Consider the following 23,296-nt stretch of genomic DNA (forward strand, 5'->3'; position numbering starts at 1 on the left):
AGGATGAAAATAAATCAATTCATTCTATCTGAGCATATGAATATTATTAAACAGGCCTCTTATAATAAAAAAGACTTTCGCATAGAGGCACGTGAGTTCTTGTACCGAGGATTTATTCAGGTGGAAAAAGTCAGCCTGCGACACCGTTTATTCCAGCAGGACAGCTCGACGCCTATTTTGCAACGCGAGCTGATTCACCGGCCAGAAGCAGCGGGTGTGCTGATCTATAACCATCAACAGCAGAAATTCGGCCTGATTGAACAGTTCCGGATTGGCGGACTGGACGATGTCGATTCACCGTGGCAACTCGAAGTGATTGCTGGCGTTCTGGATGGCGATGAAGCGCCTGAACAGTGTATCCGCCGGGAAGCACTCGAGGAATCAGGCTGTAGCTTGAATCAGTTACAGCATATTTTCAGCTTCTATCCTTCAGCGGGCGCTTGTTCCGAGTTGTTTCATCTATATGTCGCCGAAACTGAACTGCCTGAACATGGCGGGATTTTTGGCATGCCGGATGAAGGTGAAAATATCCAGCTGCATATTCTGGATTATGCAGATATTTCCGCACTACTCAGCAATGGGCGCTTAAGGAATGCACCGGTCATTATGGCCTTGCAATGGTTGCAACAACATATTCATACTGCAGGGATATGTCTAAGGGGAAAGACATGAGTTTTTCGCAGTCAAATACAACCGAACAGCCCGACTGGACCATTATCCAGATTTCTGATACCCATTTGATGGATCGGGAAGAGCTGGAATTTGCCCGGATGAATCCGGAGCAGAGTTTTCATGAAGTGATGCAGCAGATTCAGCAGCGCTTTCCCAAAATGGATGCGCTGATTCATACCGGTGATCTGGCCCAGGTGCCGGTGGAACGAACTTATCAGCGTTATTTAGACTTTATCCAGTCCTTAAACGTGCCGCATTATCAGATTCCGGGTAATCATGATGACACCCGGATCTTTCCGTTTCATCAGAATGCCAATCAGGTACATGCAATTCATTTTGGTAGCTGGACCATGATTTTGTTGAATAGTGCGGTTCAAGGCAAGGTTGATGGCTGGGTGGAACAAGCTCAGCTTGATCAATTGAACCAATTATTGCTTGAGTTTAAGCATCAGCATGTCATCATCGCTTGTCATCATCACCCTTTTGCGATGAAATCGCACTGGATTGACCAGCACCGGCTTAAAAATGCCGAAGATCTGAAAGATGTCCTGGCACGGCACCAGAATATAAAGCTGGTCTTGTTTGGTCATGTGCATCAGGATTCCTGTAATGAATGGCATGGTATCTATTTTTTATCCACGCCATCGACCAGTGTGCAGTTCAAACCTAAAAGCCAGGATTTCGCGCTAGATCAGGCGGCGCCCGGTTATCGTGTATTACATTTGAAACAAAATGGTGAGTTTGATACCTATATTGAACGGGTGGCATTGAGTCAGCAAAATATTAATACTGAAATTTCAGGTTATTAACTTTTCAATTTGTTTTTTTTGCATTACTTTATTGCAACCAAAGGAAATGTGATATGCATAGTCCAGACATCAAAGACTATCAATAAGCATAAAAAGTCTATATGATGACGGCCCCCACAGGAGGATAATCCTTCTACAGGGTGGATAAAAATTGCATATCACCATATTTTTTGCGTAGCAATCATACGCATATGATGAGGAATGCCCTAAATGGCGAATGACAACCAAAATCAAGTCTTAGACAATCAAACTGATGTTGTAGAAGAGAAAGCTGCAAAGCGCGTACGCAAATCTAAGCCTAAAACGACTGACGGTGGTTCTACTGCTAGCTTATTTGGTATTGAACCTTATCAACCTAAAAAAAATGAAGAATACATGTCTGAAGGTCAGCTTCAGCATTTCCGCCAAATTTTGCTGGCCTGGAAAGCCGAGTTGATGTCAGAAGTGGATCGTACGCTGAATACGATGCAAGATGAGAATACTGCCCTGCCTGATGTCAACGATCGTGCCACTCAGGAAGAAGAATTTGCCATTGAGCTGCGTACCCGTGACCGTGAACGTAAACTGATCCGTAAAATCGAACAGTCAATCGAAGCGATCCAGAATGATGACTATGGTTTCTGTGAAACTTGTGGCATCGAAATTGGTTTGCGTCGTTTAGAAGCTCGTCCAACGGCTACTTTATGTATTGACTGCAAAACGCTGGCGGAAATCAAAGAGAAGCAAAATAACGGTTAATGATGCTGTTGAATAATCCTCCCCTAACCCCTCCTTTAAAAAAGGAGGGGGACAATAGGATGGCTTATGTGGGTCGGTTCGCGCCATCGCCAACCGGCCCTTTGCATTTTGGCTCCCTCATTACCGCAGTTGCCAGTTATTGCGATGCCAAAGCCAACCACGGCACATGGCTGGTTCGGGTGGAAGATACCGATATTCCGCGTATTTATCCGGGCAGTGAAGAGCATATTTTGCGTGCCATGGACGCCTTTCAGCTTGAGCCAGACGGCGAAATCATTTTCCAGAAAGACCGTTTAGATATTTATGCAGATGTGATCGAACAATTACGTCAGCAGGGTCTGGTTTATGCCTGTCAATGTACCCGTAAAATGCTCGGTTCCAATCATATCTATCAGGATACCTGCCGTGACCTAGCTCTGGCATTCGACAATCAAGCGATCCGTTTAAAAGTCGAAGATATCGAAATCTGTTTTGAAGATCAATTACAAGGTCGACACTGCTCAAAGCTGAAGAAAGATCTGGGAGACTTTGTCTTAAAACGTCGTGACGGGATTATTAATTATCAGCTGGCGGTAGTGGTCGATGACTATCTGCAAGGCATGACCCATGTGGTACGTGGTGCTGACCTGCTGGACAATACCGAACGGCAAATCTATCTGGGGCAGTTGCTCGGTTATCCGCGTCTGAATTATATGCATCTACCCCTGGCGATGAATGATCAGGGACAAAAACTCTCAAAACAGAATCTGGCCCAAGCACTGGATTTAAGTCAGGCCCCACAACTCTTAAAACAGGCACTTAATGCTTTGCATCAGGCTGAAGTTGATCTGGATACGCCACAACGCATGCTGCAACAGGCGGTTGCGCAATGGAACATTGAACGGATTCCACATACAACAGCGCTACAAGGTTGTTATCAATAAAAACCTGTTTTGGCTTAAGCTAGAATTCTAGAATTAAAATCAGAGAGGAAAAGCAGATGTTTTTTATTTTTGGATTCGGCCCTAAAACCAAAACTATTGAAAAGAGCCAGTTCCTGTGTCCAGTCTGCCGAACCCGTACAGGCTATGAGCTGAAACAGCAACGTCATTATTTTTCTTTGTTTTTTATTCCATTGATTCCACTTTCCAAGCCTAAAACTGCTTTTGTGACCTGTTCCAATTGCGGAACTGCAATGCCGAGCACAGTGCTTGACCATGCTCAGCCGGAGCCCGGGTCCAACTCCAATCTAGAAGCTTGATTCTTCCCGGCTTGGATTGACCTGCCGAGTGGTCGAATCAATTTTCAGCACTAAACTGATCATCACCGCACAGATAATCAATGATGAACCCCCATAACTAATAAATGGCAGGGTCAAACCTTTGGTCGGTAACACGCCCATATTCATACCGGCATTCACCAGAATCTGTAACAGGAAAATGATACAGATCCCATAGGCCAGATAGCCGGCGCGTAGATATTGATGTTGCAAGGCACGATGTCCGATCCGGATACAGCAGACCAGCATGGTAAAAGACAGGATCAGGATGGTCGCAATACCTAAAAAGCCAAATTCCTCACCTAAAATCGCCAGCATAAAATCAGTATGCGCTTCAGGCAGATAAGACATTTTCTGAATGCTGTGCCCCAATCCAACCCCGGCCCACTCACCACGGCCGAAGGCCATTAGTGCATTCGAGAGCTGATAACCGCTACCCAGTGGATCTTCCCATGGATTTGAAAAAGACATCAAACGCTGCAAGCGATAAGGCTCTAATAAAATCGCTGCGGCAAATGCACCGACCAAGGTCATAAAGGCCACACCAAACTGAATCCACGGCGCACCCGCGAGGAAAAACACGCCAAGCATGGTCAAGGTAATCACCACGGTTGCCCCCAAGTCCGGCTCAAGAATAATCAAACCGACGGTCACACCCATAATCGCACTTAAACGAACCAAACCTTTAATATTGTTCCGGACTTCTTCCGCACGGCGTACCACATAGTCCGCGGTAAAAATCGCCATCATCACTTTCGCCACTTCCGAGGCCTGCAAGGTAAATCCGGCCACCCGAATCCAGCGCTTGGAACCATTGACCTCAGTCCCGACCACCAGCACGGCCACCAACAGTACAATGGTAATAATCCACAAAAAGAAGGTGTTATTAAACCAGACCTTTAAGGGAATTTTATAGGTTAGATAGGCGGCTACTGCTGCCACAAAAATCGAAATGCCATGGCGGCTAATATAATGAAAGGCATTTTCATGCATACGTTCAGCATAAGGCATCGAGGCCGATGCCACCATGATCGAACCAATACACAGTAAAGCCAATACACAGAAAATTAGTACATTCCGTGGATTTAGCTCAGCGGGGAGCTTGGGTACCCACTGGCTATAAAATTGGTTTAGTTTATTGATCGTAGTCTGAGCAAACCCAGCCATATCACGAATCCTTGTTATTCTTAATTGAGTTCATTCACATACGCAACAAACTTGCGACCACGCTCAGGATAACCCGAGAACATATCAAAACTTGCGCATGCAGGAGACAATAGCACGACATCATCTGCCTGGGTGTGCTTTTGGCAGATTTCTACGGCCTGCTGCAAACTCTCTGCATGAACCAGCTCAGTCGTGCCCCTAATCGCTGCTTCGATGATCGGACGGTCTTCACCAATCAGCACTGCAATCTTGGCATATTTACTCAATGATTCACGCAAAGCCTTAAAGTCCTGTCCTTTGCCCTGTCCACCGAGAATAATCGCAACTTTGCCACCTTGGGCTTCAATCGCCATACCGAGACCATCGAGAGCCGCCAAGGTTGCACCGATGTTGGTGCCTTTGGAGTCGTTATAATAACGTACGCCCTGCACTGCTTTGACAAATTCGCAGCGATGTTCCAGACCTTTGAAGGTTTTTAAAGTGTTTAGCATGCTGTCCAATGGCAAACCAATCGCTTCACCGAGTGCCAGACAAGCCAGGGCATTGGCAACATTATGCGTGCCCTGCATATACATCTCGGTACTTTTTAACAGACGTTCACGACCACGCGCCAACCAGATGCCACCATCGGTATCTTTAAGAATCCCGTACTGGTTCATATCGGGTGCATTCAGGCCAAAACTTTGCATCGGCGTCACATCTGGCACCAAAGGACGGGTCAAAGAATCATCCCGGTTATACACCACTTTTTTCACACCCTGAAAAATCCGGTGCTTGGCGGTGTGATAGCCCATCATATCGCCATGCCGATCCAGATGATCTTCACTCATGTTCAGTACCACCGCCACTTCAGCCGCCAGATTTGAAGTAGTTTCCAGCTGAAAACTGGATAATTCTAAGATATATAACTCAGGATCATCTTTGGTTAAATCCAGTGCAGGACGTCCCAGATTGCCACCGACCGCGACTTTTTTGCCAGCATCGGCTGCCATTAAGCCAATCAAAGTGGTCACTGTACTTTTGGCATTGGAACCGGTAATCGCGACAATGGGCTTATCCGTAGCACGGCGTAAAATCTGGATTTCACTCACCACAGGAATACCCTGCGCCATCGCCGCCTGAATTTCTGGCAATTTTGGATCCAGTCCCGGACTGATCACGATTTCTTCTGCAGACAGCAACAGCTCGGCATCAAACTGGCCGAAACTGGTCTGGACTTCGGCCGGAATCTGGTCATGTCCCGGGGGGGTGGCTCTAGAATCCGTTACTGCAACGCGGTAGCCCTGGTCATGTAAGAAATTGACTGCTGCAACACCTGATATTCCGAGTCCTGCAACGACTTTTAACCCACCACGTTGTATTAACATTTTCGCCCCATATTTTGGTCTATTTTGAAACTGACGAAATGGTAGCACTTTGCTGTTTTGAATGCCTTTTCTGATTGAGCTTTCTGCATATTTTTTTGTGTCCATGCGTAAAAAAACCGTCATGCTCATGACGGTTTTTAAAATTACAGCCAAAAAGGAACTTATTTCCATTTGACCGCTTGCTGGGCCGGCTTTTCCTGTGCACTTTGCTCCGACACCGGACAGGCACAGTTGCCACCACAGCCTGCAGCCATACCCGGTTGCAGCCATTTGGCCAGACGCGTCCAGCCTTTTGCTGCGCAGGCATCAGACAGCTTCTGGAAGACTGAGTGAGAGGTGTTCGGAAACACCTTTTTAAATACCACCAGCGCACTCCACAGCACCAGTGCCGCCACAATCAGAATTTCAATCATCTCAATCTCCCATGCATATACTCAGGCAAGCTCAACGGGCCGAGGCCAACCTGAGATTAGCCCAAATAATATGAAGCAATTTGATAAGTCAGGAATGACATGAAATATGCCAAGCCAAACAGGTAAACCGTCATGATACTGACCGTTTTCCAGGAACCAGTTTCACGTTTGACTGTCGCCAAAGTTGCCAGACAATGCGGTGCATAAATAAACCACACCAGTAAAGACAGACCTGTCGCCACTGACCAGCCCAGATCACCACCACTACTGATGAGTGAAGAGAGACCTTCGGACATTGCATCGTCATCTACGGCAGACAGTGCATAGACAGTGCCCAATGCAGCAACCACCACTTCACGTGCTGCCATGGCTGGAATCAAGGCAATACAGATCTGCCAGTTAAAACCGAGCGGTGCAAAGATTGGCTGCATCAGATGACCGAGCATACCTGCCAGTGAATAATCAATCGCCGGCAAAGTCGCACCTTCTGGGGGTTGCGGGAAGGTACACAGGAACCAGAGTACAATCGATAAGGCAAAGATGATACCGCCGACCCGCTTCAAGAAGATTTTGCCGCGATCCAGCAAGCCGATCCAGACATTTTTCAGATCCGGGAAACGGTAGCTTGGCAGCTCCATCAACAGCATGTGCTGGGATTTATCTTTATGGAAAAATTTCAGTACAAAAGACACCGCCAGAGCACTGACAATACCCGCCATATACAGGCCAAATAACACCAGACCTTGCAGGTTCATAAAACCCCAGACAGTTTGCTGTGGAATGAAAGCTGCAATCAGCAAGGCATATACCGGCAAACGTGCTGAACAGGTCATCAGCGGTGCCACAAAAATCGTGGTTAAACGATCTCGCGGATCACTGATGGTACGCGATGCCATGATGCCCGGAATGGCACAGGCAAAGCTGGACAATAACGGAATAAAGGCACGGCCTGACAGGCCCGCTTTAAACATCAGCTTATCGAGCAAGAAGGCTGCTCGTGGTAAATAACCTGATTCTTCCAAGACTAGAATAAAGAAGAACAGAATCAGAATCTGTGGCAGGAATACCACCACCCCGCCGGCACCAGCAATAATCCCGTCCACCACCAGACTATTCAGTAAAGGATGAGCAATATATTCACCGAGGAATTCACCGAGCCAACCAAAGAAGGTTTCGATGCCATCCATAAACGGCGCAGCCCAGGCAAATACCGCTTGGAAAATCACGAACATCATTACAGCCAGGCTGAGTAGACCCAGTACCGGATGTAAAAAAATTCTGTCGAGAAAATCAGTACGTTTGTCTTCCTGATCGACGAAATTGACCACGTCGTTCAGAATGACTTCTACCTGCTGATGCGGGTCACCCTTTAAGCCACTCAGTTCAGTCTGCGGTACCGAGAATTTTCCCTGATCCAGGGCATTCTTCAGGTTTTCAATCCCTGAACTGCGTACCGCTACAGTTTCCACCACGGGCACGCCGAGACGTTCAGACAGCTTCTGGGTATTGATTTGCATCCCACGACGGCGTGCTTCATCCATCATGTTGAGTACAACCAGAATCGGACGACCCAAAGCAATCATTTCTAGGACCAGACCCAGATGCAGTTTCAGGTTAGTGGCATCTACTACACATAAGAATGCATCCTGCTGCTGTTCTTCTGCGATTTTACCTTGCACCACATTACGGGTGATTTCTTCATCCGGACTGGTCGCATCCAGACTATAAGTTCCTGGCAAATCCAGTACCCGCACAGCTTTGCCTGAAGCAAGCTGAAACGTACCGACTTTACGTTCAACCGTGACCCCCGCATAGTTACCAACTTTTTGGCGTGTTCCGGTTAAATGGTTGAATAATGAAGTTTTACCGCAGTTAGGGTTACCGACAAGGGCAATACGTAATGTATCACTCATGCCGACACCGCCTGTTCGATTTCAATTTTGGCTGCTTCTGATTTACGCAAAGCAAAACGGGTAAATCCAACTTGAATCAAAATGGGATCTCCACCAAAAATACCTTTCGTAATCACCTGTACCTTCGTACCCGGCACAAAGCCTAGAGTTTCCAAACGACTCGCGACGACATCGTGTAGAGCACTTTCACCATCAGTTGTTCGACTCACTTTTCGAATGATGGCAATTTGTTTTGCTTTTAAATCAGACAAACGCACCGTGAAATTCCTGAACTATTTTGTACAGTATACAAACAAATGAGAATAATTAACAAATAAGATTGATTACATGCTGAATTAGTTTTTATATCACATCGACAGTCTGGTGAAATTAAACTACAGTGGAGAATACCTATTAAATTCATCGCTTTTTCAGATCAGATCCTTTCACCCTATGCTGAATAAAAAACCCCGTATTCCCGCCCCGGTTCAAATTCCTGAAGCCTTGAGCTATTTACAGGGTTTTCGTGATTATCTGATTGCGCAAACGGTTAGTCCACACACCCGAAATGCCTATTTATCTGATTTGCTGCAATGTGCAGAATGTCTGAGCAAGCCTTTGCCAGAATGGACCCATGACGATATTTCCGATGTATTGATTGCACTGACCAAACAGCAAAAAAGCCCACGCTCAATTGCCCGCTGTCTGTCAGCCTTGCGTTCATTTTATAAATTTCTGCGTGAACAGAAGCTGCGTAGTGATAATCCGGTGGCAGCGCATAAAACCCCGAAGCTTGGCCGTGCCTTGCCCAAAGATTTGTCTGAAGCCGATGTTGAGGCCTTGATTGATGCCCCCGATATCAATACTGCTTTAGGCCTGCGTGACCGTGCCATGTTTGAAGTGCTGTATGCTTGCGGTTTACGTGTCACTGAACTGATTAACTTACGTCTGGAACTGATTAACTTAAAACAGGGCTATTTACGCATCGTCGGTAAAGGCAATAAAGAACGGCTGGTACCGATGGGACACATGGCCTGTGAATGGGTGGAAAAATATCTGAATGAAGCCCGTCCACAACTGTATAAGACCTCAACCGATTATCTGTTTTTGACTCAGCATGGCGGCATCATGAGCCGGCAAAATTTCTGGTATGCGATTAAACGCTATGCTTTACAGGCCGGGATTGCATCCGAGCTGTCACCGCACACCTTGCGGCATGCCTTTGCGACGCATCTGCTCAATCATGGCGCAGATTTACGTGTGGTACAGATGCTGCTTGGACATAGTGACCTGTCGACCACCCAGATTTATACCCATGTCGCGCAAGTGCGGATGCAGCAGCTGCATGCAGCGCATCATCCACGGGCTTAAAACATCTACATATGGAATAAACTGAGAAGTTTGACGTGTTTGTATTTTTTTTTGTTATGCTAATGCTCTGTTTTTAGTCCAAGAAGAAAAGGGTTATTTATGACATTTGCCCGCTCAAAAGTTTTTATGGCTTGTACACTTGCTGCTGGTTTGGGGCTTAGCGCATGTTCCAATTCCGATAACAACACTAAAAAGCAAGATACACTGACTGCAAGTGCACCAGCAACGGGAGAAGCCTCTACCCTGACCGAACGCAATGCACAACAGCGTCTGGTCTCTACCTTGGAAAAGCATTTCAAAACTGCGGGGATCAGTGCCAAAATTACCGATATTAAAACCACCGAAGTACCGAACCTGTTCTGGGTCAGTCTGGAAGGTATGTCTGCGGTCTATGTCACCAGCGATGGTAAATACCTGATTCAGGGCGACGTGATCCGACTCGGTGATAAACAGCTGCATAATGTCAGTGAAAACCTGCAAGCCGGAATCAACAACAAACTCTTTGCCGAACTGAAAGCAGAAGATCTGCTGATCTATCCGGCCAAAGGCAAGGCCAAGCATGTGGTCTATGTCTTTACCGATGTCAGCTGTCCGTATTGCCATAAATTCCATGAACAAATGGATGAAATGAATAGTAAAGGTATTGAAGTTCGTTATATCGCCTGGCCGCGTGGTGAACAGCATATGCCGGCCATGGAAGCAATCTGGTGTAGTGCTGACCGTCATAGTGCTTTTGATCAGGCCATTGCCGGCGCACAAATTAGTGCAGAGAAATGTGAAAATCCTGTTCAAGATCAATATCACATGGGCCTGAATATGGGCGTCAATGGCACCCCTGCCATTTATAGTTCGGAAGGGGTTTACCTCGGCGGATATCTGTCTAGCGCTGAATTATTGAAGCGACTTAAATAACTCATTTTAATACGTTATTTAACTTTATTTTATACATAAAGATATTCTGAAATGACCCTAGAGTCATGGCGTTTTTTTAGCTATGATCTAGGTTCTCGTAAAAAACTGTTTATTTGGAGTGTGACGTGAAACCAGTTCGTCTGGCTATCCTCGGTCTTGGTACTGTAGGTGGTGGTGCCTTGAAACTATTAAAAGAAAATGCTGCTGAGATTAAACGTCGCACCGGTCGTGAAATTGAAATTACCTATGTAGGCACCCGTCGTCCACGTCCTGATCTGGACCTACCTGCATCAGTGAAACAAAGTGCAGACTTGATGGACATCGTGCGTCAACCTGACGTAGACGTGGTGGTCGAAGTCATGGGCGGGATTCATCCTGCTTTTGAAATTATTATGGAAGCCATGAAACATGGCAAGCATATTGTCACTGCCAACAAGGCGCTATTGGCTGAACATGGGAATGAGCTGTTTAAAGCGGCTGAAGACAACGCCGTGCAGATTGCCTATGAAGCGGCAGTGGCTGGCGGTATTCCCATTATTAAAGTGATTCGTGAAGGTCTGGCGGCCAACAAGATTGAATGGCTGGCGGGCATCATCAATGGTACGGGGAACTTCATTCTCAGCGAAATGCGTGAAAAAGGCCGTACTTTTGAAGACGTACTCAAAGAAGCACAAGAACTCGGATATGCCGAAGCCGATCCAACCTTTGACGTGGAAGGTATTGATGCTGCACATAAGCTGACCATTCTGGCTTCATGTGCCTTTGGTATTCCGCTACAGTTTGACAAAGTCTTTACTGAAGGCATTGGCAAAGTCACTGCACAAGATGTGAAATATGCAGAAGACCTCGGTTTCCGTATCAAACACCTGGGAATTGCACGCCGCACCGATGCCGGGATTGAACTCCGTGTTCATCCAACCCTGATTCCTGAAGAAGAACTGATTGCCAACGTCAATGGCGTGAAAAATGCCGTACTGGTACAAGCCAATGCGGTTGGCCCAACGCTCTACTACGGCGCAGGTGCGGGTGCAGGCCCAACGGCTTCTGCTGTGGTCGCAGACGTGGTGGATATTGTCCGTGATATCATTTATACCGAAGACGGTGCCGGAACCATTCCGCAACTGGCCTTTGAAGCCCTGACCGATTTACCGATCTTGAGTCGTGAACAAATGACCACCGGCTATTACATCCGTATTAATGCCGAAGATCAAATGGGCGTGCTTGCCGATGTCACCACGATCCTCAGTCGTGCCGGAATCAGTATTGATGCCATCATGCAGCAACCTCGCTTAAAAGACCTTATTCCGATCGTGATTCTGACCGATCCTATCGTCGAATCAAAAATGGATGCAGCGCTCTCACAAATTCAAGCATTACCCGTCATTCATGGCGAAATTGTACGAATTCGTTTAGAATCGCTTGATAATTAATCGGGTTAAGGGGAGTATTTCCTCTTGCCAAGCTCTACACACAATTGGAACATCATCATGTCGAATGCCAATCGTTATACTGGTTTAGTTGACCGCTATCGCGACCGTTTACCAGTGTCTGCAACTACTCGTGCGATCTCTTTGGGTGAGGGTAATACTCCACTGATCAAGCTTGAGAATATTCCACGCATTATTGGTAAAGATGTTGAAATTTATGTGAAGTACGAGGGCTTAAACCCGACTGGTTCATTTAAAGACCGCGGTATGACTATGGCGGTGACCAAAGCCGTTGAAGAAGGCTCTAAAGCCATCATCTGTGCATCCACTGGTAATACTTCTGCTGCTGCGGCTGCATACGCTGCTCGTGCCGGTATCAAAGCATTTGTACTCATCCCGGAAGGCAAAATTGCCATGGGTAAAATGGCCCAAGCGATGATGTATGGTGCAATCACCATGCAAATTCGTGGTAACTTCGATGACGGCATGCGTCTGGTGAAGGAAGTTGCTGATCAGGCACCGGTAACGATTGTAAACTCAATCAACCCGTACCGCCTGCAGGGTCAAAAAACCATTGCTTACGAGATCGTTGAAGCTTTAGGTCGTGCCCCGGATTACCACTGCCTGCCAGTGGGTAACGCAGGTAATATCACTGCACACTGGATGGGCTATACCGAAGCGGTGGCCAATCAGTCGAAAGAAGAATTTGAGCAAGTGATTTACGATGCTGAAACCGATGCTTTCACTGGTCCTAAACCGGCTGGCTTGCCAATCATGGCCGGTTACCAAGCGTCTGGTGCTGCTCCGTTCCTGCGTGGTGGTCCAGTAGAAAATCCGGAAACTGTTGCAACTGCAATTCGTATTGGTAATCCGCAAAGCTTCAATCATGCCAAAGCTGTCGTTCGTGATTCAAACGGCTGGTTTGATGAACTGACGGATGCTGAGATTCTTGAAGCGCAACGTCTGCTGTCGATGTATGAAGGTGTATTCGTAGAACCTGCATCTGCTGCGTCTGTTGGCGGTGCAATCCGTGATATCAAAGCAGGTAAAATCGCTGAAGGTTCAGTAATCGTATGTACCGTAACCGGTAATGGTCTAAAAGATCCAGATACCGCGATCAAACAATGTGCCGATGCGGTGATGCTGTCTATCGACGCAACCATGGCTCAGGTAAAAGACTCTATTCTGTCGAACATGTAATTTCAGCCAGAATAAAAAACCCTGCATTTGCAGGGTTTTTTATGAGCGCAGAGATTAGATTCGTTTTGGTTGCTGGCTCACCCAGCTCATCAAACGGGTCGCATCATTGGTACGCGCCTGTGAGCTATTTGCACCTAACAGTACCACTGCCACCGGACGGTTATTCAGGGTCGTATGCATCACCACACAGCGCCCTGCTTCATTAATAAAACCGGTTTTAGAAATATTGATATTCCAGCCGCCGTTACGCACCAGTGCATTGGTATTATTCGATTTCAGTACACGATAACCCAAGTTAAAGTCATAGCTTGGTGTGGTCGAGAATTGACGAATCAAACCATATTGAGAAGCGGTATTCACTAAAATACCCAAATCACGTGCTGATGCCACATTTCCAGGGTGTAAGCCGGTTGATTCCATAAAGCGGGATGAATTCATGCCTAAGGCCTTGGCCTTACTGTTCATCGCTGCAATAAATGCACTGCGACCACCTGGATACGTTCGCGCCAAGGCTGCAGCTGCCGGGTTTTCAGACTTCATTAGAGCAAACAATAAAGCTTCGGCACGGTTCATGCTATCGCCAGCACGTAAGGTCGAGCTTGAGCTTTTACAACCTGCGCAAGAGAAATCAGCCTGTTGCAGCGTGATTTTTTCTGACATGTTTAAACGTGCATCGGAAATCACCACTGCTGTCATTAATTTGGTAATAGATGCAATCGGCAAAGCGGTATTGGTGTTTTTGCTAAACAGCACCTCACCGGTTTGCGCATCCATAACCAATGCAGCACGGGCATTTACAGAGGGTTGATTGCTATAACTGTTTGTATCAAAAATCTGTGTTGTTTTTGCTGGTTGCTGAACACTGACCGACTGCTGGGTGCTCGGTACACTCTGACGCAAGGTCGTGGTCACGGTGGCTGAACCGGGTGGCGAAGGCTCATCAGCAGCCACACGGAAATCATCACTCATCAGCTGATTGACTTCCTCAGAAGACCAACTAATGCTGGATCCGCCCTCTGTCGTGCCAGAATTCATAATGATTTCAGCAAAACTTGTCGCACTCATGCTGACTAACACGGACAGGCCCAATACATGCCTTAAAGACTTGTTTATTTTCTTCACTATTTCTTCACTCAACTAACAGAGGTAAGATTGATTTGCGTATTACCTCTAATATGCCTTACATTTAAACACATTGCAGAACATTTTTTGATCTTGACACTGTGTGATAAGTTTCAGATTTTATCTTGCGAATAGGATTGCTAATTTTGTACTTTCATTGCAAGCTTATTTTGCTTTATGTAACAAAAAAATGATTTTTTTAACAGAGGGAGAGCGTAGGTGATCACAGTTTTAGTTGTGGACGACCATGAATTAGTACGTACTGGAATTTGCAGAATGCTGGAAGACCATGCGGAGGTTCAGGTGATTGGACAGGCTGAATCTGGTGAAGAAGCGATTTCTCTGGTTCGTCAGCATCATCCGAATGTGGTTTTACTGGATGTGAATATGCCGGGCATTGGTGGCGTAGAAACCACGCGTCGTCTGCTTCAGAGCGCCCCTGAAACCAAAGTACTGGCTGTCAGCGGTCTGGCAGAAGAACCCTATCCTTCGCTGTTATTAAAAGCCGGAGCCAAAGGTTATATTACCAAAGGGGCGCCGATTTCAGAAATGGTTCGCGCCATCAATAAAGTCATGCAAGGCGGTAAATATTTTAGTGCCGACATTGCAGAACAGTTAGCGAGTTCTTACCTTTCTGATACACAGCAATCGCCTTTTGATGCACTGTCAGAACGTGAAATGCAAGTGGCGATGATGGTGGTGAACTGTATCAGCGCTCAGGAAATTGCTGACAAGCTCTTTGTCAGCGTCAAAACCGTAAATACTTATCGTTATCGTATTTTTGAAAAACTGAATATTGATAGTGATGTCAAACTGACGCATCTGGCCATGCGCTATGGACTCATTAAACCCTAGCCTTTAACGAGTTCCGGTGCATATGGCACAACCATCTAGTTACTCTGCTCTCAACCGATATCATCTTGGTATCTGGTATAGCGCTTATCGCCTGCTGATCAGCACTGGCCTGCTGCTTATTTTTCTACTGACCTACCCCGAACTGACCAGCGACTACCAATATCCGCAGCTGTATTATTATGCGCTGGGAATCTGGGTAGCAATCAATACGGTACAGCTGTTCGCGTTGAAGTGGATCAGACGTCTGATCCAGCCGCAGCTGATCATGATTTTCTTTGTTGATGTCTGCCTATTAAGTTTGCTGACCTTGGCCAGCAATGGTCCGAATCTGCAAATCGGGCTGCTGTTCGTGATTACCATTTTTTCTGCATCTTTATTATTAGATGCAAAAAAAGCATTGGTCTTCACCCTGATTGCCGTCATTAGCATTATCTATCAGCATTTTATCGGCAGTATTTTTGCATTTTCCTCACTTAGCAATATCAGTAATAGCGCCCTGCTGGCCTTTTTGTTTTTTGTCGTCTATGGCACCGGGCAAATTGCCGTGCGCCGTTTTCAGATTCTGGAAAACCTGAACTTCTCTCAATCGCTGGAACTTCATCGCTTACAGAATATTAACCGTTATATTCTGGAGCAAATTGAAACCGGTTATCTGGTTCTGGATGAAAATTATCATGTGGTACTCAGTAATCCTGCTGCCTGTCATCTGCTTGGGATTGAATCCAAATACGGTCTGGAAAAATTTACCTTATACCAGTCACAGCCGGATTTATTTGAACTGATCCATTTTGAAACGCTGGAAAATGGTGAACGCTTTCAGTTTGAATCCCAGCAAAGTCGCTATAACATTCATGTCCAGGTACAAAAGCTGATTGTACCGCATCAAACCCTAACGCTACTGGTATTACAGGATGCCAAAAAACTCAATCAGCAAGTGCAACAACTCAAACTTGCCGCACTGGGGCAGCTTTCGGCCAGTATTGCGCATGAAATTCGTAATCCATTGGCAGCTATTGTGCAGGCCAATGATTTATACCTTGACTCTGACAATGAACAACAACAAGTACTCAACCAGATGATTGGCCGGCAGGCGACCCGGATTGACCGGATTATTCAGGACACACTGAATATGGTCAAAAATAAAGAAACCCATCCGGTGCCGATTCATCTCAATGAATTTATCCCGTTATTTATCCAGGAAGATCTGGCTGATATTCGTGATCAGATTCAATTTAATATTGATGTCTCGCTGGCGATTCAGTTTGATGAGGCACAATTCCGGCAAATCCTGATTAATCTGATTCGCAACGCCATCCGTCACAATTCAGCAGATGCCAATTACATTCAGCTGAATATACATCCCTATGAACATCGGGTCTGGATTGATATCCGGGATTTCGGCTCAGGTGTAGCCATACACGACCAGGCCCTATTATTTCAACCTTTTTTCAGCACCTCGATTAGTGGAACCGGATTAGGACTGTACTTATCACATAGTTTTTGTGAAGCAAATCAGGCACAATTAAACTATATACAACAAGAACAGGGCGCATGCTTTCGCATTAGCTGCCAACGTATTACGGTATAAAGGGGTTTAAGGGAAATGAGTGTGGAACAACAGCCACTGGTGCTCTTGGTGGATGATGAAGAAGATTTATGCACCCTCATGCAAATGTCGTTGCTGCGGATGGGGATTCGTACGCACATCGCACATTGTCTGCAAGATGCTAAAAAATGTCTTGCAGATCATCAATATGATGCCTGTTTAACTGACCTGAACTTGCCCGATGGCAATGGTTTGGAGTTACTGGAGTGGATTGGCCATCTCTACCCTGCACTTCCGGTCGCGGTTCTGACCGCCTATGGCAACATGGAAATCGCGATTGCTGCACTCAAGGCCGGTGCCTTTGACTTTGTCAGCAAACCGATCAATCAGAAACATCTGGAACAGCTGCTACAAAAAGCACTGAATAAACCGGTGGATTATTCCCATAATAATCCAAATGATGCTTTAGAACATAAAATGCTGATTGGGCAATCGATACCGATTCAGCACTTACGTATTACCTTACAAAAAATTGCCCGCTCACAGGCACCGGTTTTTATTACTGGCGAATCGGGAACTGGCAAGGAAGTGGTGGCCAATCTGGTCCATCGCCTGAGCAACCGTAATGAAGGCCCTTTTATTGCAATTAACTGTGGTGCGATTCCCACTGAACTGATGGAAAGCGAACTGTTTGGGCATAAGAAAGGCAGCTTTACTGGCGCCGCTCAGGACAAACAGGGGCTGATTCAATCGGCACATGGCGGCAGCCTGTTTCTGGATGAAATTGCCGAATTACCACTTGCTATGCAGGTCAAACTGTTACGTGCCGTACAGGAAAAACGTATTCGTCCCCTCGGTTCAGATACTGAAATTGATGTGGATTTCCGCGTCATCAGTGCCACGCATCAGGATCTGGAAGCCTTGGTACAACAAGGCAAATTCCGTCAGGATTTATATTTCCGTATTCATGTGATGGATCTGACTTTACCGCCGCTGCGTGAACGGAGTCAGGATATTCTCTTGCTGGCCGAACATTTTATTCAGAAGATTTGCCAGGAATGGGGCATTGCCAATAAAAAACTGACAGAACGCAGTAAAGAATTTTTATTGGAACAATATTATCCGGGTAATGTTCGTGAATTGCGTAATATTATGGAACGTGCAATTACCTTGAGTGATGAAGAACGGATTGATCTTCAGCACCTGCAAAGTGCACCGTTACGTCAGGCTCTTAACAGCGCTCAGGAGATGAATACGCTCACGAGCGAGATCATTGCGACTGACACCCTGATTGCCCCGAGAAAGCTCCCTGAAGAAGGCCTAGAGCTATATTTAGAAAAGATTGAAAAAGAAGTTCTACTCAATGCGCTGAATCTAACGCACTGGAACCGCACACTGGCCGCGAAAAAGCTCGGTATGTCATTCCGCTCCCTACGCTATCGTTTGAAAAAGTTCGGACTGGATACTGAGGAAGACGAATAATTATTTTTGCAGGAGCAGCAGGTCTGTGACGTGTTCCAGATAGCTCTCCTCACGCATTTCCTGCTTAAACGGATAACTGAAATGTGGCTGCACGCCCCGCCCTTCAATCATCTGACCACTCGGACTGAAGTATTGTGCCACTGTCATTTGTAAAGCAGAACCATTACTCAGTGGAAATAGCTTTTGTACCACACCTTTGCCATAGCTTTGCTCACCGACCACCCAAGCCCGGCTATGTTCTTTCAATGCTGCCGTAAAGACTTCAGCTGCCGAAGCTGAACGGTTATTAATCAGAACGCCCACTTTCAGATTCTGAAATTCAAAACTTGGCAGCGCCTGAAATTGCTGATTGCCTTCCGAACGGCTTTGGGTCGAGACAATCACACCCTGATTCAAAAATAAATCGGCCGATTCTACTGCGGCAGAAAGTAAGCCACCCGGGTTATTGCGTAGATCAAACATCACCGCTTTTAAGCGTCTGTCAGAATAGCTTTCAATCAGGCGCTTGATTTCATTGGCTGTATCTTGCTGGAAAACTTTGACCTGCAATACCAGTACCTGATTATTGTGCAGACTGGATTTAATTTCAGTATCGAGCTTGGTATTCCTTACCAGACGAACCACCGGACTTTGCGGGGAAAGCTGTATGCTCAGCGTAGAGCCGACCGCCCCGCTCAATAACTGTCGCACCTGCTCCTGATTCAGGCTACTCAGTACCTGATCATCAATTTTATAGACCGTGACACCATTACGCAGTCCCTGCTTGGCAGAGTCGGCATCGGCGCTCAATCCCTGCACCATCCATTGCTTCATCTGCGAGTTAAATTGCAGATCGAAATCAATGCTGGCCAGATCACCTTCAGTATATTCACGTAGCTGCTTATAATCTTCAGGAGACAAATAACGCGAATAGCGGTCTAAGCCACTGACCAGCCCTTGGATTGCCTGTTGGAACAAGGCGTCGTCATTTTTGTCTTGAATATAATTGTCTTTGACGATGCCGTAAATTTGTACAAATTCTTGAATGGATGCCACAGGAATTTCAGTATAAACCTGACTATCCATTTCCATATCATCGAATACCGGCTCTTTTGAGCCCGCACCCCAGGCCGAATGACTCAAACACATCAGTAAGCATGGTATAACGACAGACTTCCAATGTGTTGTTGCCATTTTTTACCTTTCTTTAAAATCTTATCGAAAATTATTGATTCAGTTCAATCAGGTTGCGACCTTGCATTTCCGCAGGGACTGGAACTTGCATCAGACTTAATAAGGTCGGTGCGACATCTGCCAATACGCCACCTTCTGCGATCGTGGCCTGAGTTGGACCTACATAAATAAATGGAACCAATTCAGTGGTATGTTGAGTATGCACCTGACCACTGTGATAGTCCTGCATCTGCTCTACATTACCATGATCGGCAGTGATAAGCATATGACCTTTTTGCGCCATCACCGCCTCATAAACCCGGCCTAAGCAGGTATCGACCGCTTCAACCGCTTTCACTGCGGCATCAAAAACACCGGTATGACCGACCATATCACCATTGGCATAGTTCACCACCAGCAGGTCAAATTCGCCTGAATTGATCGCAGCGACCAGCTCATCAGTCACTTCATAAGCACTCATTTCCGGTTTGATGTCATAAGTTGCTACATTTGGCGATGGAATCAGGATACGTTTTTCACCCGGATATTCATCTTCACGACCGCCACTAAAGAAGAACGTCACGTGTGCATATTTTTCAGTTTCAGCAATACGCAATTGGGTTTTACCCAGATTTGATAGGTATTCACCAATCGAGTTGACCAACGCTTCTGGCATATAGGCCACAGGCGCATCAATCGTTGCTTGGTAACGCGTCAACATCACAAACTTGGCTAAGTTCGGCACCACTTTACGTGCAAATCCAGCAAAATCTTTTTCTACAAATGCGCGAGTCAATTCACGGGCACGATCGGCACGGAAGTTCATGAAGACCACGCTGTCGCCATCCTGAATTTTTGCCAGCTCACCAATGCGGGTGGCTTTGACAAATTCATCCGACTCATCTGCGGCATAAGCCTGTTCCAGACCTTGAACTGCGGTGGCAGCTGTACGGGCCGCTTCGCCTTCAGTCAATAAACGATAGGCCTGTTCGACGCGATCCCAACGGTTGTCACGATCCATCGCGAAGTAACGACCAATCATGCTGGCAATACGACCTTGACCTGGATATTGTGCAAACAGCGCATCCAGTTTTTCCAATGACGGCTGGGCACTTCGTGGCGGCGTATCACGACCATCCAGGAAAGCATGCAAATAAACTTTGACACCACGTTTGAGTGCCAGTTCAGCCATCGCAACAATATGGTCTTCATGCGAATGCACACCGCCTTGAGATAAAAGGCCGAGCAAATGCACTGCACCACCTGAAGCTTTGGCTTTTTCAACCGCATCGACGAGTACTTCATGATTGAAGAAATCACCGGTACGAATGTCTTTGGTAATCCGGGTAAAATCCTGATACAGCACACGACCTGCACCGAGGTTCATATGTCCGACTTCCGAGTTCCCCATCTGGCCATCTGGCAGACCAACATCTTCGCCTGAACCCGAGATCAAACCATGCGGATGCTTGTCCTGCATTGCAGTTAAATTTGGTCGTTTAGCTGCTAAAAACGCGTTGTCTTCGACCGCTTCGCGATGACCCACACCATCCATAATCACCAAAACGTGAGGGATTTTGCCAGCAGTTGCATCCGTCATAATGAAATACTCTGTTCGTCTACGAATTAATCGCTCTATTTTAGCGAAGTTTGCAAAAAGAGGCCATGACCAGAGTATGGTTTAAGCCACTCATCGCGATTGATTTGTTCTATTTTCCTGGGTCTTAGCGTGCCCGATGCAGCAGGTAACCCCCAATACCGAACATGATCAGAATCGGAATAAAGACAAACCATGCCGGAGATGGTGCATAGACCAGACTGGCATAACCGAGGAAATCCTGCAGATAGAAAAAGCCCAGACCGGCAAATAAGGCAATCACCAGACGAAAACCCATGGATTGCTGACGCAGCGGCCCAAAAATAAATGAACAGGCAATCACCACCAGTGCAATCAGGGCAAAAGGAGAACCGAGTTTCTGCCAGAAAGCCAGTTGATAGGTTTTTGGCACCTGACTATATTCATGCATATAACTTGTGAAACTGACCAGTTGGCTCGGTGACAAGTCTTCAGGATCGATGGTGACCATATGCACATATTTTGGCTGTAATGCCAGTGCCAAAGGTTGCTGTTCCTGCTTGATCAGGGTAGCACTACCATTTTGCAGAATATCGAACTGCTCGGTATTGCTTAATGTCCAGGAGCCATCTGTGACGAATTCGCCCTGATCCGCTTGCAAGGTGCCGCGTAAGCGATAATTTTCATCAAAATCCAGCATCTGCACATTTTTCAGCTGACCTTGCGAATTGGCATAATCAATATAAATAAAGCGCTGCCCTTCCCGTGTCCAGTAACCCCGCACTTCGCCCAGTTGCGCGGCTTTACTCGAACTTTTTACGCTCTTGGCCTGTTCATTGGTATAAGGAATCACCCACTCGCTCAAGGCAAATGACAAGACCACCAGCAGTAATGCTGAACGGATCACCCAGCCAACAATCCGCCACAGACTGATCCCGATCGAGCGCATCACAATCAGTTCACTATTTGAGGCTAATGTGCCCAAACCTAAAACCGCACCGATCAGCGCCGAGATCGGCAGAATTTCATAAAGATAATTCGGAGCACCCCAGAGCACATATTTCAAGGCATCCCAGGCGCCATAACCTTCTTTTAGTGAACCCAGCTCACCCAGATAAGTAAATAACACCTGTAAACCCGCCAACACAGCGGTTGCACCCAGCATCGCCAGCGCAGTGGTTTGGGTCACATGTTTTGCAACTATACGACGTGCCAACATTATTAAGACCTCACTCGCTGAATCTGTTTCTTGATTTTCGGGGCCAAATTCTGTTTACGTGAGAACAAGGCACCCGCAATCGCATAAGCAATCAGGATCAATGGATAAGCCCAGATCCCCATTTCCTCTTTACTGATCCGGGTTTTCACGGCCATTAACGCCACAATCAGACTGGCAAAAATCATGAGCGCCGGAAATAACTTGAGATAACGACCTTGGCGTGGACTCACTTCAGACAAGGCCACGGCCAGAATCAAAGCAATCAGAATCGCAAATGGTACAAATACCCGCCAGCCTAATTCACTGGCCACCACAGGATCCTGACGGTTCTGCCACAATTGCGAGGTTGGCAGGGCTTCAACTTCAGCACTGGCAAACTGTGCTTCCTCATCATTTTCTAAACGCAGACGATAGCTTGCAAATTCAGCCTGGGTATATTGCGGAGTGCCCGGATAAATTTCATAACGGCGACCTTGAACCAGATCGACCACATTGGCCGCATCATTTGGCACCTCGATGCGGGTGGCTTCTTGGGCCAGAATCATCACATCCGGTTTACCGGGTTTTTCTGCCCGCTGATAGAAGAAAATATCTTTTAAGTTTTTACGGTCTTCAGACAGATCACCGGCATAAATGGTATAGGGGCCAGAGGAAATAAATTCTTTGGGTCGTACCAGATCAAAGCCGGTGCGTACCGCCTGACTGGTGGTCAGCGCTTCAAACTGGCGGATTCCCCATGGCGCTGCCCAGAGCATCAAGCCGGCTTGGGCAATGAGAAACACCAAGGTCATCGGCACCAGAAGGCGCGCCAATTGATGCCGGCTGACACCACTGCCATTCATCACCGCCATTTCATGGTCGACATATAAACGGCCAAATACCAGCATCAGGCCAATAAAGAAACCGAGCGGAAGAATTAAGGTCAAAAACTCAGGCAAACGGTAGCCAATGATGCTAAATAAAATGCCTGCATCCAGACGGCCTTGCGCTGCGACACCAAAATACTTGATCAGTCGGCCACCCATCATGATCAAGGTCAATAAGGCAATCACCACCAAGGATGTCGAGACAACTTGCTTGACCAGATAACGCCGAATAATCAAATTAATTCTTCCAAA

General features: G+C 46.6%; 22 protein-coding genes. 12 read left to right on the forward strand and 10 right to left on the reverse strand.

Features of this window, described 5'->3' with window-relative positions:
- Positions 1 to 36 precede the first annotated feature (36 nt).
- The 5 genes from GVV58_RS08545 to GVV58_RS08565 all read left to right on the forward strand — a co-directional run bounded on the left by GVV58_RS08545 (position 37) and on the right by GVV58_RS08565 (position 3,459).
- Positions 37 to 672: an NUDIX domain-containing protein gene (locus GVV58_RS08545; protein WP_159516339.1), complete on the forward strand. Its 636-nt coding sequence runs from the start codon at positions 37 to 39 to the stop codon at positions 670 to 672.
- Positions 669 to 1,481: a 3',5'-cyclic-AMP phosphodiesterase gene (gene cpdA / locus GVV58_RS08550; RefSeq protein WP_159516340.1), complete on the forward strand. Its 813-nt coding sequence runs from the start codon at positions 669 to 671 to the stop codon at positions 1,479 to 1,481. The genes GVV58_RS08545 and cpdA overlap by 4 nt, the downstream gene beginning before the upstream one ends.
- A gap of 210 nt (positions 1,482 to 1,691) precedes the next feature.
- Positions 1,692 to 2,219, forward strand: a complete 528-nt coding sequence (gene dksA / locus GVV58_RS08555; protein WP_004281072.1) for an RNA polymerase-binding protein DksA — start codon at positions 1,692 to 1,694, stop codon at positions 2,217 to 2,219.
- 2 nt (positions 2,220 to 2,221) lie between these two features.
- Complete coding sequence (gene gluQRS, locus GVV58_RS08560; protein ID WP_225553535.1) at positions 2,222 to 3,142, forward strand: tRNA glutamyl-Q(34) synthetase GluQRS; 921 nt, start codon at positions 2,222 to 2,224, stop codon at positions 3,140 to 3,142.
- A 56-nt stretch (positions 3,143 to 3,198) separates the two neighbouring features.
- A complete protein-coding gene (locus GVV58_RS08565) occupies positions 3,199 to 3,459 on the forward strand; it encodes a zinc ribbon domain-containing protein (RefSeq protein WP_005094432.1) in 261 nt (86 codons plus the stop codon).
- Here GVV58_RS08565 and ftsW read toward each other — a convergent pair.
- The 5 genes from ftsW to GVV58_RS08590 all read right to left on the reverse strand — a co-directional run bounded on the left by ftsW (position 3,448) and on the right by GVV58_RS08590 (position 8,594).
- Positions 3,448 to 4,644 carry a putative lipid II flippase FtsW gene (ftsW, locus tag GVV58_RS08570; protein WP_005094435.1) on the reverse strand — a complete coding sequence of 399 codons (1,197 nt, stop codon included), beginning with the start codon at positions 4,642 to 4,644 and terminating at the stop codon, positions 3,448 to 3,450. The two genes, GVV58_RS08565 and ftsW, sit on opposite strands and share 12 nt — an antisense overlap.
- A 20-nt stretch (positions 4,645 to 4,664) precedes the next feature.
- A complete protein-coding gene (gene murD / locus GVV58_RS08575; RefSeq protein ID WP_159516341.1) occupies positions 4,665 to 6,011 on the reverse strand; it encodes a UDP-N-acetylmuramoyl-L-alanine--D-glutamate ligase in 1,347 nt (448 codons plus the stop codon).
- Positions 6,012 to 6,172: 161 nt separating this feature from the next.
- On the reverse strand, positions 6,173 to 6,424 hold the full coding sequence (locus GVV58_RS08580; RefSeq protein WP_005094438.1) for a DUF6587 family protein: 252 nt from the start codon (positions 6,422 to 6,424) through the stop codon (positions 6,173 to 6,175).
- Positions 6,425 to 6,480: 56 nt separating this feature from the next.
- Positions 6,481 to 8,337, reverse strand: a complete 1,857-nt coding sequence (locus GVV58_RS08585) for a ferrous iron transporter B (RefSeq protein ID WP_005094440.1) — start codon at positions 8,335 to 8,337, stop codon at positions 6,481 to 6,483.
- The gene (locus GVV58_RS08590; RefSeq protein ID WP_004281065.1) at positions 8,334 to 8,594 is read right to left on the reverse strand and encodes a FeoA family protein; all 261 of its coding nucleotides are present in this window, start codon (positions 8,592 to 8,594) and stop codon (positions 8,334 to 8,336) included. The genes GVV58_RS08585 and GVV58_RS08590 overlap by 4 nt, the downstream gene beginning before the upstream one ends.
- A gap of 175 nt (positions 8,595 to 8,769) precedes the next feature.
- Here GVV58_RS08590 and xerD point away from each other — a divergent pair, with 175 nt between their 5' ends.
- The 4 genes from xerD (at position 8,770) to thrC (ending at position 13,226) form a co-directional block, all read left to right on the forward strand.
- Entirely contained in the window at positions 8,770 to 9,687 is a 918-nt protein-coding gene (gene xerD, locus GVV58_RS08595; protein WP_005094442.1) for a site-specific tyrosine recombinase XerD, read from the forward strand.
- Positions 9,688 to 9,786: 99 nt separating this feature from the next.
- Positions 9,787 to 10,599, forward strand: coding sequence for a DsbC family protein (locus GVV58_RS08600; protein WP_005169007.1), 813 nt, complete (start codon positions 9,787 to 9,789; stop codon positions 10,597 to 10,599).
- A gap of 125 nt (positions 10,600 to 10,724) precedes the next feature.
- The gene (locus tag GVV58_RS08605) at positions 10,725 to 12,029 is read left to right on the forward strand and encodes a homoserine dehydrogenase (protein WP_005094444.1); all 1,305 of its coding nucleotides are present in this window, start codon (positions 10,725 to 10,727) and stop codon (positions 12,027 to 12,029) included.
- 57 nt (positions 12,030 to 12,086) lie between these two features.
- Positions 12,087 to 13,226 carry a threonine synthase gene (thrC, locus tag GVV58_RS08610; RefSeq protein ID WP_005094446.1) on the forward strand — a complete coding sequence of 380 codons (1,140 nt, stop codon included), beginning with the start codon at positions 12,087 to 12,089 and terminating at the stop codon, positions 13,224 to 13,226.
- Between the two features lie 54 nt (positions 13,227 to 13,280).
- Here the strand turns inward: thrC and GVV58_RS08615 are convergent, their stop codons facing one another.
- Entirely contained in the window at positions 13,281 to 14,348 is a 1,068-nt protein-coding gene (locus GVV58_RS08615; RefSeq protein ID WP_141667085.1) for a serine hydrolase, read from the reverse strand.
- A gap of 219 nt (positions 14,349 to 14,567) precedes the next feature.
- Here GVV58_RS08615 and GVV58_RS08620 point away from each other — a divergent pair, with 219 nt between their 5' ends.
- The 3 genes from GVV58_RS08620 to GVV58_RS08630 are packed head-to-tail and all read left to right on the forward strand — an operon-like array spanning position 14,568 to position 18,231.
- The gene (locus GVV58_RS08620) at positions 14,568 to 15,203 is read left to right on the forward strand and encodes a response regulator (RefSeq protein ID WP_005108454.1); all 636 of its coding nucleotides are present in this window, start codon (positions 14,568 to 14,570) and stop codon (positions 15,201 to 15,203) included.
- Between the two features lie 22 nt (positions 15,204 to 15,225).
- The gene (locus tag GVV58_RS08625; RefSeq protein ID WP_159516342.1) at positions 15,226 to 16,791 is read left to right on the forward strand and encodes an ATP-binding protein; all 1,566 of its coding nucleotides are present in this window, start codon (positions 15,226 to 15,228) and stop codon (positions 16,789 to 16,791) included.
- A 15-nt stretch (positions 16,792 to 16,806) separates the two neighbouring features.
- Positions 16,807 to 18,231: a sigma-54 dependent transcriptional regulator gene (locus GVV58_RS08630; RefSeq protein WP_005169020.1), complete on the forward strand. Its 1,425-nt coding sequence runs from the start codon at positions 16,807 to 16,809 to the stop codon at positions 18,229 to 18,231.
- Here the strand turns inward: GVV58_RS08630 and GVV58_RS08635 are convergent, their stop codons facing one another.
- From GVV58_RS08635 to lptF, 4 genes are all read right to left on the reverse strand, one after another.
- On the reverse strand, positions 18,232 to 19,404 hold the full coding sequence (locus tag GVV58_RS08635) for a S41 family peptidase (RefSeq protein ID WP_159516343.1): 1,173 nt from the start codon (positions 19,402 to 19,404) through the stop codon (positions 18,232 to 18,234). It abuts the gene before it with no gap.
- A 31-nt stretch (positions 19,405 to 19,435) separates the two neighbouring features.
- Positions 19,436 to 20,983, reverse strand: coding sequence for a 2,3-bisphosphoglycerate-independent phosphoglycerate mutase (gene gpmI / locus GVV58_RS08640; protein ID WP_005169025.1), 1,548 nt, complete (start codon positions 20,981 to 20,983; stop codon positions 19,436 to 19,438).
- Positions 20,984 to 21,107: 124 nt separating this feature from the next.
- Entirely contained in the window at positions 21,108 to 22,178 is a 1,071-nt protein-coding gene (lptG, locus tag GVV58_RS08645; protein ID WP_100355203.1) for an LPS export ABC transporter permease LptG, read from the reverse strand.
- Positions 22,179 to 22,180: 2 nt separating this feature from the next.
- Positions 22,181 to 23,281, reverse strand: a complete 1,101-nt coding sequence (gene lptF, locus GVV58_RS08650; RefSeq protein ID WP_005094462.1) for an LPS export ABC transporter permease LptF — start codon at positions 23,279 to 23,281, stop codon at positions 22,181 to 22,183.
- Between the last annotated feature and the right edge of the window lie 15 nt (positions 23,282 to 23,296).

The organism is Acinetobacter sp. 18QD2AZ41W, assembly GCF_009829025.1.
Taxonomy (GTDB): Bacteria; Pseudomonadota; Gammaproteobacteria; order Pseudomonadales; family Moraxellaceae; genus Acinetobacter; species Acinetobacter pseudolwoffii.